This is a genomic window from Achromobacter xylosoxidans (assembly GCF_001457475.1).
Lineage (GTDB): Bacteria > Pseudomonadota > Gammaproteobacteria > Burkholderiales > Burkholderiaceae_B > Achromobacter > Achromobacter xylosoxidans.
In genome coordinates this window covers 5,841,638-5,856,842 of sequence record NZ_LN831029.1, presented here as the reverse complement: position 1 = coordinate 5,856,842, position 15,205 = coordinate 5,841,638, and the positions used below count along the sequence as shown (strand labels likewise).

At 60.0% G+C, this 15,205-nt stretch carries 9 protein-coding genes; 5 read left to right on the top strand and 4 right to left on the bottom strand.

Going from position 1 to position 15,205, the window contains the following annotated elements:
- Window positions 1-2 precede the first annotated feature (2 nt).
- The 4 genes from AT699_RS26450 to AT699_RS31730 are packed head-to-tail and all read left to right on the top strand — an operon-like array spanning window position 3 to window position 6,185.
- Complete coding sequence (locus AT699_RS26450; RefSeq protein WP_024070394.1) at window positions 3-1,667, top strand: type I restriction-modification system subunit M; 1,665 nt, start codon at window positions 3-5, stop codon at window positions 1,665-1,667.
- Window positions 1,664-3,265, top strand: coding sequence for a restriction endonuclease subunit S (locus tag AT699_RS31250; RefSeq protein ID WP_080684535.1), 1,602 nt, complete (start codon window positions 1,664-1,666; stop codon window positions 3,263-3,265). Before AT699_RS26450 ends, AT699_RS31250 begins: the two co-directional genes overlap by 4 nt.
- On the top strand, window positions 3,262-5,121 hold the full coding sequence (locus AT699_RS26440) for a restriction system-associated AAA family ATPase (RefSeq protein WP_024070392.1): 1,860 nt from the start codon (window positions 3,262-3,264) through the stop codon (window positions 5,119-5,121). Before AT699_RS31250 ends, AT699_RS26440 begins: the two co-directional genes overlap by 4 nt.
- Complete coding sequence (locus tag AT699_RS31730) at window positions 5,121-6,185, top strand: hypothetical protein (RefSeq protein ID WP_145964701.1); 1,065 nt, start codon at window positions 5,121-5,123, stop codon at window positions 6,183-6,185. The genes AT699_RS26440 and AT699_RS31730 overlap by 1 nt, the downstream gene beginning before the upstream one ends.
- Before the next feature lie 82 nt (window positions 6,186-6,267).
- Here AT699_RS31730 and AT699_RS26430 read toward each other — a convergent pair whose 3' ends face one another.
- Window positions 6,268-7,131: an integrase domain-containing protein gene (locus AT699_RS26430; RefSeq protein WP_024070391.1), complete on the bottom strand. Its 864-nt coding sequence runs from the start codon at window positions 7,129-7,131 to the stop codon at window positions 6,268-6,270.
- 604 nt (window positions 7,132-7,735) lie between these two features.
- Window positions 7,736-8,893, bottom strand: coding sequence for an STY4528 family pathogenicity island replication protein (locus AT699_RS26425; RefSeq protein ID WP_058207488.1), 1,158 nt, complete (start codon window positions 8,891-8,893; stop codon window positions 7,736-7,738).
- An 837-nt stretch (window positions 8,894-9,730) separates the two neighbouring features.
- Here AT699_RS26425 and AT699_RS26420 point away from each other — a divergent pair.
- Complete coding sequence (locus AT699_RS26420; protein ID WP_024070389.1) at window positions 9,731-10,771, top strand: PDDEXK nuclease domain-containing protein; 1,041 nt, start codon at window positions 9,731-9,733, stop codon at window positions 10,769-10,771.
- A gap of 132 nt (window positions 10,772-10,903) precedes the next feature.
- Here AT699_RS26420 and AT699_RS26415 read toward each other — a convergent pair whose 3' ends face one another.
- On the bottom strand, window positions 10,904-13,198 hold the full coding sequence (locus AT699_RS26415) for a TonB-dependent siderophore receptor (RefSeq protein ID WP_024070388.1): 2,295 nt from the start codon (window positions 13,196-13,198) through the stop codon (window positions 10,904-10,906).
- Between the two features lie 242 nt (window positions 13,199-13,440).
- The gene (locus AT699_RS26410; RefSeq protein WP_024070387.1) at window positions 13,441-15,054 is read right to left on the bottom strand and encodes an ABC-F family ATP-binding cassette domain-containing protein; all 1,614 of its coding nucleotides are present in this window, start codon (window positions 15,052-15,054) and stop codon (window positions 13,441-13,443) included.
- Window positions 15,055-15,205 lie beyond the last annotated feature (151 nt).

Below are 15,205 nucleotides of genomic sequence, written 5' to 3'. Positions count from 1 at the left end.
CCATGCTTCAAAACAATCCCGAACTCAAAAGCAAGATCGACCAGCTCTGGAACAAATTCTGGAGTGGTGGCATCAGCAACCCGCTCACCGCCATCGAGCAGATCACCTACCTGCTGTTCATGAAACGGTTGGACGAACTGGATCAAAAGAGACAGGCCGATGCCGAGTGGACCGGCGAGAAATACACCTCCAAGTTTGAAGGCACCTGGATTCCACCCGAGGAGCGCAACTGGCCTGTGGCGGAACAGCGTCCCATCGACAAACGCTCGCTGCGCTGGAGTGAGTTCAAGCGCATGCAGGCCGAAGAGATGCTGCAACATGTGCAGGGCAAGGTATTCCCCTTCCTGAAAGACCTGAACGGTGCCGAATCCAATTTCACCCACCACATGAAGAACGCCGTGTTCATCATCCCCAAGCCAGCGCTGCTGGTGGAAGCGGTGAAGACCATCGACGAAATCTTCGAGGTGATGGAGAAGGACTCACGGGAAAACGGTCAGGCCTTTCAGGACATCCAGGGCGATGTCTATGAAATGCTACTGGCCGAAATCGCCACCGCTGGCAAGAATGGCCAGTTCCGCACCCCACGCCATATCATCAAACTGATGGCCGAGCTGGTACAGCCACAGCTAGGTCACAAGATCGCCGACCCGGCTTGCGGCACCGGTGGCTTCCTGCTGGGCGCCTACCAGTACATCGTCACCCAGTTGGCCATCAAGGCAGGAACCAAGAACCTTGAGCCCGATGAAGACGGCTTTTTTCGCACCTCGATCGCTGCCGCACTGACCGAAAAGGCTCAGGCCATCCTGCAGGAAAGCCTGTACGGCTACGACATAGACGCCACCATGGTGCGCTTGGGTCTGATGAACTTGATGATGCACGGCATTGATGAGCCGCACATCGACTATCAGGACACCCTGAGCAAGAGCTACAACGAAGAAGCCGAATACGACATCGTGCTGGCCAACCCGCCCTTTACCGGCAGCATCGACAAGGGTGATATCAACGAAAACCTGCAACTCTCCACCACCAAGACCGAACTGCTGTTTGTCGAGAACATCTATCGCCTGCTCAAGAAGGGTGGCACCGCCTGCGTGATCGTGCCGCAGGGCGTGCTGTTCGGCTCTGGCGGAGCATTCAAAACGCTGCGCCAGATGCTGGTGGAGCGTTGCGACCTCAAGGCCGTGATCACCCTGCCCAGCGGCGTGTTCAAACCCTATGCCGGGGTCAGCACCGCCATTCTGCTGTTCACCAAGGTCTGGGGGCCGAAAGACAAGGTGAGCAAAGCCGCCACCGAACACGTCTGGTTTTACGAAATGGCCGCCGACGGCTATTCGCTGGACGACAAGCGCAGCAAGCAGGACGGCCATGGCGACTTGCAAGACATCATTGGTAGATATTACGCCCGAGATGCCGCCACTGACACCGACCGAACCGCCAAGTGCTTCATGGTGCCGCGCAGCGAGATTGCCGACGAGAGGAACAACTACGACCTCTCGCTCTCCCGCTACAAAACCGATGTGTTCGAGGACGTGCACTACGACGCGCCGGGCGTGATTCTGGATCGGTTGATTCAGGCCGAGGTGGGTGATGTAGATGAAGCGGAACTCGCCAAGGTGCAAAGCGGCATCGTGCGCGAGTTGCTGGAGCTGAAGGGGATGGTGGGATGAAGTCGGTCATTCTCTCGGATGTTTGCAACATCTCAAGTGGAGGGACACCTTCAAGGGCCAATCCGGAGTACTTCAGAGGCCACATACCATGGGCAAAGATTTCTGATATCGAGAACGCTGAGAACGGTGTTGTGTACAACACCGAAGAATCAATATCGGAAGAAGGGCTCAGAAACATTCGTGGAAAGACTTTCCAAAAGGGAACATTGCTTTTTGCAATGTACGGCTCCATTGGCAAGACCGCCATTGCGGGCAAAGAGCTTTCAACGAATCAAGCCATCCTTGGAATTAGGCCAAAGAATGATGACGAAGTCAGTATCAGCTATCTCAAGGCTTGGTTTGAGTCCAATAAGCAAACGTTGATCAATCAAGGTCGTGGCGTTGCGCTGAAAAATCTTTCGGCAACTATTGTCAGAAATCTTGAAATCAAACTACCTCCCCTCGACGACCAAATCCGCATTGCCCGTCTGCTCGGCAAAGTCGAAGGGCTGATCTCCCAGCGCAAACAACACCTGCAACAACTCGACGACCTGCTCAAGAGCGTGTTTATAGAGATGTTTGGCGACCCGATTCTGAATCCTCATGGTTTTCCTGTGAGGAAGCTTTCGGAGTTCTATGTCAATCCGAAAGAGGGCACCAAGTGCGGCCCATTCGGAAGTGCATTAAAGAAGGAGGAGTTGGTCGATGCGGGTGTGCCAGTCTGGAATATGGACAACATCGCCTCAGATGGACGAATGGCGCTTCCGTTTCGCATGTGGATCACCGCTGACAAGTACGACGAGCTCGCGACGTACTCGGTGAAGGATGGCGACATCATAATTTCGCGGGCCGGCACCGTTGGGAAGATGTGTGTCGCTCGCATGAATGGACAGCCTGCGATCATTAGCACTAATCTGATTCGTGTTCGATTAAGCGATGGGTTGCGGCCTCTGCACTTCGTTTCATTGATGCTGTATTGCAAGGGACGCGTAGGGCGCTTGAAGACAGGAGCAGACGGCGCTTTCACCCACATGAACACCGGAGTTCTCGATTCACTGGAATTTCCATATCCACCTATCGAACTTCAAGTCCAATTCGCCGCCATCGTTGAAAAAGTCGAAGCCCTCAAATCTCGCTACCAACAAAGCCTCACGGACCTCGAAGCCCTTTACGGTGCCCTAAGTCAGCAGGCCTTCAAGGGCGAGTTGGATTTGTCGCGAGTGGCCTCGCCTGCCGCCCCCATCGAAGGAGAAAGGCCGGTAGCCGCTGCCGTACCTGCGCCCATCACCACGCCGGTGATCGAGCTGCCCGAAACCGATTTGCTGCCGCCCGCACTGCAAGACCGCACACAGCTGGCGCCGCTGCTGCGCTTCTGGCTGGAGGCCTATCGCACACAGTTGGGCCCTAGGGCTTTCTCCCTCGAACGCTTCATCGCCGCCGCGCAAACCCGGCTGGCGGAACTTCACCCGGACAACGATTTCGAATGGGCGGCCAGCGACTACGAGTCCATCAAGGCCTGGGTGTTCGAGGCCTTGGCCGCTGGTGCCCTGACACAGGGGTTTGACGACGACGACAACCGCGTCGAGCTCAAAGCCGCCGCCGAGCAAGGCCAGGCATGAAGCTGTTGCGTCTCAAGATTACCGACCCCAAAGGTTTTCGCAGCCTGCCCTGCGGGTTTGAGCACCACTTCCGCACCGAGTGGAGCTTGCAGGACGAGCTGGCGCAAGCGAACGACTTTGCGCCCTTCGTTTGCGCTGGGCCCAATGGCAGCGGCAAATCCAACCTGCTCGAAGCGCTGGCGGCGATCTTTTTCCAGCTTGAAGTGCTGCGCGTACGCCGCAGCTTTCTGCCGGAGGCCTTGCAGGACGAGGTGCCGGATGTTTCGCCCGTCGCCTTTGAGCTGGATTACCTGATCCGCGTGCCCGCCGAGTACCGCAGCCCCGATAGCCCGCCGTGGGCGAAAGTGGGTGTGTGGAAGAAGGCCGGTGAATCGGTGCGATTTTTTTGGGACAACCAGGGCGACTTCAGCACCGATGTGTACGAGGCGTTCAAGGGTGGACACGCCGATATCCTGCTGCCGCAGTACGTGCTGGGTTATTCCTCGGGCGAGAACGAGATCCTCAGTCTGCCCTTCTTCAAGATGCGTTTCGTGCAGTTCGACGAGTACTGGAATGCACTGACCCGCCAACTGAGCTACCCCGGCCATCCGGAGACACGGCTGGCCTATCTGGACAGCGGATTCAGTCAAGCCATCCTGCTGTGCAACCTGCTGTTTCAGGACGAGGCCACACTGCAGCCCTTCCGCGAGGATGTGGGTATCGACGCATTGCGGGAATTCCGCATCATCCTGCGCCGCCGAATCCCCATCGAGGCAGTGCAACTGGAAGCCTTCGATCCCGCTGATGAAGATCAGAAGCGCGAGCGACGGAATCGAATACAGGCGGAAGCTCGAACACGCGGACTCTCAGAGTCTGAGATTAGCCAATCAGTTGATGATTGGGTTCGCCGCGAGATCATCAAGGGCAATCCCGCGCTCTCGGAAACTGATGAGCTAGGAAGTACGCGCTATCGCCTGAACTTGCTGCAGTTGCTGGAGGGTGACGAGAAGTCCTCGCTGGTGGTGAGCGCCCTCAAGCGTTGTGCCACGCTCAATTACGTCGACGACGCCACCGATACGCTGGTGCTCGACTACTGGGTCAATGAGGCGACCCGGCAGGCATTCCGCGAGAACTTCGATGGTTCGGCGCTGGCGCTATTCCAGGCGTTTCAGGTGCTGTTGACGCTCAACCTGTATGCCGTAAGCGATGTTCTGAAGGCCGATCTCTATACCTCGACCAGCCACTACGTCAGCGAGACGGTGCCAACCCTGGCATCCGACCAGCGCATCATGCGCTTCAAGTTCATGCGCTTCACCAAGCAGGGTGTGGCCGAGCCGATGATGCTCAAGGAATTGTCGGACGGCGAGCACCAGTTGCTGCACAGCCTCGGCCTGTGCCTGCTGTTTCGGGAGACCAACAGCCTGTTCCTTCTCGACGAACCCGAAACGCACTTTAACCCCGACTGGCGCGCCAACTTCATCAGCCGTTTGCGCCAGTGCCTGACGGGCCAGGGTGAATTCGCGCAGGAAATGCTGATCACCACCCACACACCATTTCTGATCTCCGACAGCAAGCCGGACAAGGTACTGGTGTTTGCCAAGGACAAAGCCAGCGGCAAGGTCAGCGTCAGCCACCCGCCGTACAACACGCTGGGCGCTTCGATCAACAAAATCACACATGAAACTTTCGGTAAGCGCGAAACTATTGGAGGTGGGGCTCAACAAGTGCTGGAGCAATTACTGGCTGACCCTATATCGAAAGCCGACCCCCATGGCCTTGCTCGCAAGATCATGGATACCATGGGCGACTCTGTAGAACGCGCGTTAGCCGTGCATGCATTGCTACAGACGCCAGGAGCCGACAAGGAGCCGGGCTGATGTTATTTCCCTATAAACGGCCTCGTCACCCGATGCGGGCCATGCACGGCTTTGTCACTTATGTCTTTGCCAAGGTCTGGTGCCGTGCGCCAAATGAGGAATACAGCCTCGAACTGTTCAAGGGGTTGCCCCCCCTATATGCCATCATGGATGAATTACATCGGGCGGATTTGGCTGGCACAGAGAAGGGGGCAGGAGCGTTCTTTTATCGCTACGTCAACCAAATATTCCAAGAGTTCAAACAGCTTGGTCCCGAGGACATCCAGTATTATCGAAAAATGTTCAAGGACAACAATGATATCCAGGCGCTTTGCGAGGGAAAAAAGGAACCCGGCCGCTACGTCGCGGGTACTCAGAATGCACTGATGAAAACGATAGAAGCCTTTTTCAGCAAGCTCTACAGCTGCGGCTTCTTTGAGCTGGCAATAGTCAAGGAAAATATTGGTGCCGACTTGAAAGAGCACTACAAGGAATTTTCCTCTCTGAACAACATGCCTTGCTGCCCGTTTTGTGGCCTTTTGCCGATGGATTCCGAATATGACCCGACTCGGGAGGCTTATGATCATTATTTGCCAGCTAGCAAATATCCATTCAATTCTGTGAATTTAAGAAATTTGGCGCCTGCGTGCTATAAATGCAACTCGCAAAACAAAGGCGCAAAAGACCCCCTGCAAGATGAAGCTGGGATCAAGAGAAAAGCCTTTTATCCATATGCCGCTGACAGCTATCAAATTCAAGTGTCCGTGCATTTTAAATCAGCTGTCCAACTCCCGGAAAAAGAGCAAGATATTCGTATTTCTCTAAGCTGCGCAGGGTATGATGAGGAAATCGAAACCTGGGATCGGCTTTACAGAATACGCGAGCGTTATACGGCCAAATGCCTGTCCTCTTCAGGTGCGAAATACTGGTTGCAGCGTGTGCTGGATGAGAATAAAAATTACCAGCAGTTATCTCAGGATGCTTTAAATAAAGAGCTGGAGCAATGTGAGAGCTTTCCTTGGCATGAGAGCAATTTTCTTAAAGGTGCCTTCTTCGACACCTGCCGACAGGTCGGTATGGTTTGATCGCTTATTCGCGCTGACAAGCTGGTGGCTGGATTCCAGAGCCGCGAGTTTGGATACAGTGGCAGGTCCGGAAAAGTAAACCTTAGCTTCCCAGATATATCGCTGTCACCTTGACTCGCCCGTGCCCAAGTTCACGACTGATTTGCTGCCGAACATGTTGGTCGGCCAGGCGTTGTGATAGGTCGAGTTGTGCCGTGCCAGGACCGCCTGTTGCCGGAGGCTTCCACCCCGTCAATGTTTCATATCGCATCTGTGCATACCGATGCCGCAGCCCATGCATATGGCTCAGACCCGCCGCCTTGCATTGTCCATCGTAGACGTGCCGATGCTGGATGTAGGTCTTGTTTGCCGGGATCGGTGACCCTGTGCCCGCCAGGCGGTGTGCTGCGTGGAGCGCGTCACGTTGCTCTGTCGTGGTGATGGGCACAGTCCGCTCCCGACCGCCCTTGGTCCACGATCCCTTGAGGGCGATGTGGTCGCCCCGATCTGCGTAACTGGGCTGGAACTTGATCGCTTCCTCCCGACGTAATCCGAAGGCGGCCTGTAGCTGAAGGCTCATGCGCACGTGGACATCGGTAATCTGTTCAAGACCTGTGCCCAGTTCCCTGGCCTTGCTGACGTTGGTCACATAGCGAAGCTCGGGCACACCAAGTTGTGTGTTGTCCGAGGGCAGGATGCCGGCCTTGCCGATCTTCTCCGCCCACCAGCGCAGGTGAGAAAGCCGATTCTTGATAGTGCCAGACGACAAACCTTCGCCTTGCCAGCGATCCAGCAGCGCCTGGACATGCTTGCCCTTGAGCGACGAGGCCTTCATCTGCCGGAAACCGGCCTCGCGCAGTTGCCGCGCTGCCAGCGACAGCGAACGCATCCTGTCGGCCTGCGTGGTGTAGCCTCCGTCACGGTTGCGCTGGCAGAGCTGCCGCAGGGTATAGGTCAGATCGTCCATCGTCCGGCCTCCAAGCAAAGCGCCGTACTGCGTTGTCCTGAAACTCAATGGTTAGTGTTGGTGCCAACTCGCCAAGGCGAGATCCCGTGAGGGCAAGGGCATGGTGTTCAGGAGGAGACACCAGGGCCTCGAATGAGGCATCCGTCTTGCTCCCTGCTGGAAGCCCGGACGGAGGTACTACAAGACGAGAGTAATGCGAACGTGGACGAGTCCTCCTATGAAGTGAGTAGGATGAGAAATGCAGCGGGAGCCCTGTGCGATGCACACAGGCAATTGCCGCAAAGGACAGTGCGCCAGGCGGCGCGGTAGGGATGAGTTCACACAGACGAAGAAGGCTCTGCCCTGGGGAGGGCCGGTATGCGGTCGGAGCCTGGGCATACCTGGGGTGGTTCTACCCTGTCGGGCCAGCGCTTGCAGGAACCTGCGCTGTTGGGGTTGCCGATGTACGAAGCCCATCGGTCTTGGCAATTGCTCGGTCAATGTAGTGCGGACATCATCATGTAGGCCGCACGCAATAGGAACTGGCTTTTGCCCGCATTGTTGGTGATGTGGCGCGGGTCGTCACTGCGGCGTGCAGTGACGACCCGTTTCGCGGCAGCATTTGCTACGCAGGATGGGGCTGCCATCCCTTGGCCTGCATTGCCTGTGCTGCGATGTCCCCAGCGTTCGTCGAGGCGTTCAGCATCTTGCGGATGTTGGCGATGTGCGCCAGGGCGGTTTCACGCGATGCCGGTTGCGCAGTCGGTTCTGGGCGGTGTTCGGTGCGTGGCACACCAGCAGGCCGATTCTCGGCAGTCCGTGGGGCGGCAGATGTCGCCTTACGGCCCGCCCACAAGCGGAACTCGCCCGCAAAAACACGCTTCACCAAGGCGAAGAAGTAGGCCACGACATTGCGCACTGTGCCGCTCTGGCTGCGTGCCTGCAACTCGTCGAGCACTTCCTGGCGATGCTGCGGCGGTAGCCGCCGCAAGGCGGCCTGCACGTCCTTTTGCTGATCTGCCTGGGCATTGCTCAGGCAAGGCGGCAAGCTCACCGACTGCGATGCCGAATCGCCGTCGCCCTCGCGCGCGCGGTACGTACGTTCTTTTTTATACATATACGTCTTATACGTACTGCTCTGCTCAGCCGTCATGTGGCGAGCGTGTCCGGTCTGTTGCGGAACAAGCGTGCTGCCAGCGGAATCGCCAGATAATGGCAGTGGGTCGGCTGCTTCGCTCGCCTGCGACGGCGGCGCAGGGGGCAAATCATCGTCATCGCCGCGCTGATCGTGGGTCGCAATGGAAGCGGCTTCAGGTGCCTGCGCCAGCGTTGCCTGAATGTGGACGGCCACCCGATCCACCTGGTTGTTTTCGTGGCCGATAGAGGCTTGCAGAAGCGCGGACAGACTGACATCGAGCGCGCAGGCCTGCTGGAAGTGCAGGGCGCTTTCGTGAACCTGATACAGCTCGCTGAGCACATGGCCGGTTAGAGGATCGCGGTGCTGGCCTACCAAGCTGATCCAGCCTGTCAGCCGAAGCACAACGAGGACGCGCCGGGCCGTCTCGTAGCCGGCCCTCTGCCCCAGCGGGGTGGAAGTGAGATAGCGGCGCAACTGCCCCAGATTCGCCAGCGGACTGATGCCCTCCGCAGAGCGCAGCATGCGCAGCACCTGCCAGCCATTGCGCTCCAGCGGCGTGAGACGTGCATCCAGCATGAGCGAGGCCGGCGTAGTGAACAGGGCGTCTTGCCCCAGCGGGTTGTGGACGGTGTGATGGTCTGCCATGAGAGTTCTCCAAGGTCTGGGCCACAGCGGCCCGTTCCCCTGCATCTCATCGCGTACCGCTCCATGCGTCAGCTAACAATGCGGTCTGCGCCATACCCGTTTTATCCGGCAGGCGCAGCGCTGGCACCCGCATCCAGACTGATCTATCATCCCGATACCCCTATAGGGGTACAACTGGGGGTACTTCCAGCGATTCCCGCAAAGGCCGTGGCCTGATTTCCCCGCGAAACCTAGCATTCACGGCCCTTTGCCGACCGATCAACGTTTAAACGTGTGATCAACGTCTGACGGGGCGGTCCATTCCTGGTTAATTGCGGGGTGCTCGGCAGTCCATGGTGGTTGTGAAAGGTCTCTCAAACCATCGTTATGGTCCGCCGAGCTCCAATTGCTCGTCCGACTCTGGACGACCGCGTTGAAGTTGAGGGTGGATGTGTCTGTCGTCGCGCGGCTTTGACTGGGGGGGCGTTCTGAGGGGCTGGCTGGCGTGAATAGCCCAAGTCGGCCACTTATTCGATGGCCGTCGAATAGCGGTAATGAATCCGCCAATGAGGGTAATGAGTCGGAGAATTACCCCATTTGAACGTTGTGAGATGCGACACCTGCTGAATTGGTGTTGCCTTCCGGCTGTGTTCATCTTGAAATGATGCATTCACATGTCAAGATATCATCGGATCACGAGCTATTCCTGCAAGACCCGCATGAAGTAGCCGTCGAGTATGGTGATCCGAATGAGCCAATGGCCGAATACCAGCAAATCACCCGGCAACTCGCCGAGGCACAACGGGCGCTGAAAACAGAACTACTGGCCGCGCTCAATGCCACCAGCGGAGACGCAGCATGAGTGACAAGCCCGCCTCCTTGATGTCCGTGCCCGAAGGCTACGACCACTGGCTGGGAGAGCTGAAAGTCCGCATTTCCACGGCTCAACAGCAGGCGGCGCGTGCGGTCAATCGCGAGTTGGTGCTGCTCTACTGGCAGATCGGTCAGGACATCTTGCAACGGCAGACCGAACAAGGCTGGGGAGCCAAGGTTATTGAGCGGCTGGCCCATGACCTGCGCACCGCTTTCCCTGACATGAAAGGGTTTTCCCCGCGCAACCTCAAGTACATGCGTGCCTTTGCCCAAGCCTGGCCGGATGCTTCATTTGTGCAAGAGGTGCTTGCACAATTGCCCTGGTATCACCAACTGGCGTTGCTGGACAAGCTGCCCAGCCATGAAGCCCGCCGTTGGTATGCTGCTCGGGCCATCGAGCATGGTTGGTCGCGCAATGTGCTGGTTATGCAGATTGAAGCCAGGCTGCTGGAACGCAATGGTCAGGCCGTCACCAATTTCGACACGCGCTTGCCCGCACCCCAATCCGACCTTGCACGCGAGTCGCTGAAAGACCCCTACCGTTTTGACTTTCTTGGCCTGACCGAGGAAGCGCAGGAACAGGCAATCGAAAACGCCCTGGTCAAACACGTTACCGAGTTCCTGCTGGAACTGGGCGCGGGTTTTGCCTTCGTTGGGCGGCAAGTGTTGCTGAACGTGGGAGGTGACGAATTCTTCATCGACCTGCTGTTCTATCACCTGAAGCTGCGCTGTTACGTCGTCATCGAACTCAAGGGAGGCGCCTTCAGGCCAGAGCATCTGGGGCAACTGGGTTTTTACCTCACCACTGTGGATCGTCAGGTCAAGCACGAACAGGACAACCCCACCATTGGCCTGCTGCTATGCAAGAGCAAAAACAAGGTGGTGGCCGAATACGCCTTGGGTGACAAAACACAACCCATGGGTATTGCCGAGTACAAACTGTTGGAATCCTTGCCTGAAGAGCTGCAAACCAGCCTGCCTAGCATCGAACAGATCGAGCGAGAACTGGGAGGCGAGCATGAATAAGCACACCGCCGAATGCTTGCGTGCATTAAAAATATATGAGGCTGACGAGGGCGCGAATCCGCCTGCGCCGGTAAGGGACCGGCGCAGGCGGTTGGTGGAGTACGTACTCCTCCGACACGGGTAGCGCAGTATTTAGAACCTCGCCTGCAAGCTCAACGTCACCCGCCGCGGCTCGCCATAGATCAATCCGTTATAGAACCCATACTGCCGGTAGTACGTCTTGTCGAACAGATTGCTGACGTTCAGCATGGCCGACAGATGGCGGTTGATGTCGTAGCGCGCCATCGCGTTGAACAGCGCATAGCCCTTCAGGGGAATCGGCGAGTCGTCGAAGCCGCCATGGCCATCCGGCCGGCCGGGGTAGGGCTCGGACACCGTCTTGCCTTGCCAGGTCAGGCCGCCGCCGATGGTCAGCCCTCGCAGCATTCCCTGCAGCCGGTAGGTGGTGTTCAGCCGCAGCAGATGGCGCGGGTCGGGACGCTCGGCGGTGTCCTTGTTGCCGACGTCCAGGTAGGTGTAGCCCAGATAGACGTTCCATGCGGCCGTCACGGCGCCGGCGATCTCGGCGTCGAGGCCCTTGACGGTGACGCCGGTGCCGGGCCGGTAGGCCTGGTCGCCATCGGGCGTCAAGCTGTCGCCGTCTTTCAGGGCGACGTTCTTCTGCTGGCTGCGGAATGCCGACACGGCGGCATTGAGCGCGCCGTTGAACCATTCGCCCTTGATGCCGGCCTCGTAGCTGGCGCCCGTGATGGGCTTGAGGGTGTCGCCGCTTTCGTTCTTGTTGGTCTGCGGCGTGAAGACATCGGTGTAGCTGGCGTAGACCGAGTAGGTCGGTGTCAATCCATAGACGAGGCCGTAGTAGGGCGTCCAGGCGCGAGCGGCGTTTTCGCCGGTGCGCGCGCCGCGGACGCCCGCCGCGTTGTAGTTGTCGCTGTGGATCTGGTAGACGCTGCGGCGCAGCCCGGTGATCAGGGTCAGGTCGTCGGCGAGCTCGAAGCGTCCCGCGACGTAGCCGCCATAGAGTGTTGTCCGGGTGACGCGGCGGGCGTCGGTGCGGAACGCGCGGATGTTGCCGTATTCGTCGCCGCGCCAGGCGCGCCAATCCGCGACGGGCAGCTCGGTGCGGTATTGGCAGCGGCCCTTGAAGCCGGCGATGCCGTCGATGCTGCAGTTGCTGCTGTTGAAGGTCCAGGATGGTTCGTCCATGCGCGAGCCGTTCAGGCCGACGAGCAGTTCATGCTGGCGTCCGAACAGTTCCAGGGGCCCCGACAGATCCAGCGAGAACGCGTCGGTTTCGCCTTCCGTCTCCGAATGGATGGCATTGAGGTAGGCGCCGCTGCCGTCCTGCTTCCAGTGGGGCCAGCGGACCTTGCCATTGTTGACCTTGACCGCGCCCTTGTTGTTCAGGTCCGCGCGCGAGGTGTGGGCATAATCGGCGCGCAGCTTCCAGTCGTTGTCGAAGCGATGGTCGAGCGAGGCGAACAGCGTCTTCGCTTCCATGTCGCTCTTGCTCCAGTCCGCCGCCAGGTTGAGGCTGCGGCGGAAATGGGTCGGCGAGCCGTCCGCGAACCAGGCGGGCACGTTGGCGCCCCAGGAGGCGCCGTGGAAGATGCTGTGCTCGTACTGGAAGCCCAGGCCGACCTGCGTGCGGTCCGTCACATCCATGGCGAAGCTGGCCAGGAACCCCTGCCGTTCGATGCTCGAGTGGTCGCGGAACCCGTCGGAGTTCTCGCCGCTGAATACCAGGCGCGAGCGGACGCGACCGTCCGCCGCCAGCGGTATGTTGATGTCGCCGACGGCATTCTTCTTGTTCCAGCTTCCGGTGCGCACGGTCAGGCTCGCGCCGAGCGCGCGGCCAGGGCGCTTGCGCACCAGGTCTACGGTGGCGGAGGGATCGCCGGTGCCGCCCAACAATCCGTTCGCGCCGCGCACGATGCTGACGCGGTCGTAGAGATCCATGTTGATCGCGCCGCTGCCGCCGCCGTTGAACGAGGACCCGCCGATGATCGACAGGCCATCGACCTTGTAGTTGGTGATGTTGAATCCGCGGGCCCGGTAGGTGGTGCGCCCGCCGTTGTCCAACTCGACGAAAGTGATGCCCGTGGTGCTGCCCAGGACGTCGCCGATGGACTGCATGCCCTGGTCGTCCATCTGCTGGCGGGTCACCACCGACACGGACTGGGGCGTTTCCTTCGGACTCAGTGTCAGGCCGGTCGAGGCGCGGGTCGAGGGCACGGTATAGGAGCGTGTCGCCTCGGTGGGCTCGTCGGCTTGCCCGCTCACTTCAATGGCCGGCAGCGTGGCCGGTGCGGACGACGTGTTGCCGGCGGCATCCGGCTGCCGCGCCTGGACCGGGGCGGCAGCGGATGCCAGGGCAAGCGTGATCAGGCCAAGCAGTGCGGACGAGCCTGACGAGTGGTGATGCATGACAATTCATCCCTGTTCATATTGGAAAAAGAAGCGCCATTGATTTGCATTTTTATTTATTGAGAATGGCTGCCAGGGAATATGCCGGATATCCCCCGGGTTGGATCGCATAACGCGCACAGGGCCGGCAAAAGAAGACTTGTTTAAGGGGCATGGCGAAGCCGCGCGAACGGGAGCGGGCGGGGCGATGGCGAGGAGTGCGGGGCCTCATCGCCATGCCGACGCATCGTTATCGTGTGGGCTCACCACGGTTCCAGCTGCCAACCCCCTTGCGTGGCCCGCAACCTGTCCGTGAGCGCCAGGTTGTCCAGGAACGCCTCGTCGTGCGACACCACGACCAGCGCGCCCGGATAGCCGCGCAGCATGCTTTCCAGGGCAAGCATGGAGGGCAGGTCGAGGTGATTGCCCGGTTCGTCCAGCAGCAACAGGCACGGCGGCGGATCGGCGTAGAGCGCGCAAGCCAGCGCCGCCTTCAGGCGTTCGCCGCCACTGAGCGAGCCGCTGGGCGCCAGGATCTTGCGCGCATCCAGGCCGAGGTGGGCCAGGCGCGCGCGCAGTTCGCCTTCGGCCAGGTTGGGGTTGGCGGCCTGCAGCTGTTCGAGCACGGGCCGCTCCGGTGCCAGGCCGGCCAGCCGCTGGTCGAGGTAGACGCTTTCGGGCGCCGCCTTCCTCTCGCCCGACAAGGGCGCGAGTTGGCCCGCCAGCACCTTGAGCAGGGTCGATTTGCCGCAGCCGTTGGGGCCGGTCACCGCGACGCGTTGCTGTCCGCCCAGCTGAAGGCTGACATGGCGGGTGGGCGCCACGATGAAAGGCAGCGTGACGTGGTCCAGTTGCGCCACGCGCCGCTGCGCCGCTTGCGCGATGGGTAGGGCATGCAGCGAGATTGCGGCGTCCTGTTCGACTTGCTCCGCGGCCTCGCGTACGGCCTGTGCCAAGCGTTCGTGGGCGACTGCGTGTTGCTGCCTCAGCCTGCCGGCCGAATCCTCGCTGCGGCCCTTTTGCCGGTCGAGCAGGATCCTGGCCTGGTTGGCCTGCTTGCCGTGCCGCCGGCCGCGCGCCTGGCGGCGCTCCTGCCGCTCGCGCTGGGCCTGCATCGCCTGCTCCTCGCGCCGGCGTTCGAGCTTGCGGTGTTCCAGCCGTTCCAGCGCGTTGGCGCGTTCATGTTCTTTGCTTGTGGCATAGGCACTGTAGTTGCCGCCGTAGCCGCGCAGGCCCAGCGAGGACAGCTCCACGATGCGCGCCAGGGTGTCGAGCAGTTGCCGATCGTGGCTGATGACCAGCAAGCCGCGCGGCCAATGCCGCAGCTGTTCGATCAGTGCCTCGCGGTTGCGGCGGTCCAGGTGGTTGGTGGGTTCGTCCAGGATGAGGAATTCGGCTTCGGACAGCATGGCGCTGGCCAGCGCGACGCGCATGGCTTCGCCGCCGCTGAGGGCGCTGGCCGGCGTCGCGGCGTCGAGATGGCCCAGGCCGTCGCGTTCCAGCGCGTGTTGCAGGCGTTGGCGGATGTCCCAGCGGTCGCCGACGCGCTCGAAGTCTTCCGGCGCGCTGCTGCCGGCCTCGATGCGCGCCAGCGCGTCCAGCGTGGCTTGCAGGCCGGCCAGGCTGGCGACGGTGGCGCCGGCGGGCGGGGAAATCTGTTGGGCCAGGTAGAAGACGTTGCCTGATCGCAGGCAGCGTCCGCTCGACGGCGGCAACTGCCCCGCCAGGATGCGCGCGAGCACGGTCTTGCCGACGCCATTGCGCCCGACCAGGCCGGTGGGGCGCGCGTCGAAGGTTTCGTCGAGTTCGGAGAAAAGCGGGCTGCCGTCAGGCAGCAGGTACGACACGCTTTCCAGCGTGAGATAGGGAGTCGTCATGCGTGATGCTTCCAGGGATGCCAGGAACTCCCCCTGCGAACGGGGGCGGGTGGAGACTGGCCGTCATTGCGACGGCGGCATCAATGGCGCATGGGACGAATACCTCGATGAATGTGATCCAGGCCGATACTTTAAAAGCCCTTGGCGGAAT

Coding starts and splice junctions, on each gene's coding strand:
- AT699_RS26410 (WP_024070387.1), bottom strand. CDS start 15,054: ATGACGACTCCCTATCTCACGCTGGAAAGCGTGTCGTACCTGCTGCCT.
- AT699_RS26415 (WP_024070388.1), bottom strand. CDS start 13,198: ATGCATCACCACTCGTCAGGCTCGTCCGCACTGCTTGGCCTGATCACG.
- AT699_RS26425 (WP_058207488.1), bottom strand. CDS start 8,893: ATGGCAGACCATCACACCGTCCACAACCCGCTGGGGCAAGACGCCCTG.
- AT699_RS31730 (WP_145964701.1), top strand. CDS start 5,121: ATGTTATTTCCCTATAAACGGCCTCGTCACCCGATGCGGGCCATGCAC.
- AT699_RS26420 (WP_024070389.1), top strand. CDS start 9,731: ATGAGTGACAAGCCCGCCTCCTTGATGTCCGTGCCCGAAGGCTACGAC.
- AT699_RS31250 (WP_080684535.1), top strand. CDS start 1,664: ATGAAGTCGGTCATTCTCTCGGATGTTTGCAACATCTCAAGTGGAGGG.
- AT699_RS26440 (WP_024070392.1), top strand. CDS start 3,262: ATGAAGCTGTTGCGTCTCAAGATTACCGACCCCAAAGGTTTTCGCAGC.
- AT699_RS26450 (WP_024070394.1), top strand. CDS start 3: ATGCTTCAAAACAATCCCGAACTCAAAAGCAAGATCGACCAGCTCTGG.
- AT699_RS26430 (WP_024070391.1), bottom strand. CDS start 7,131: ATGGACGATCTGACCTATACCCTGCGGCAGCTCTGCCAGCGCAACCGT.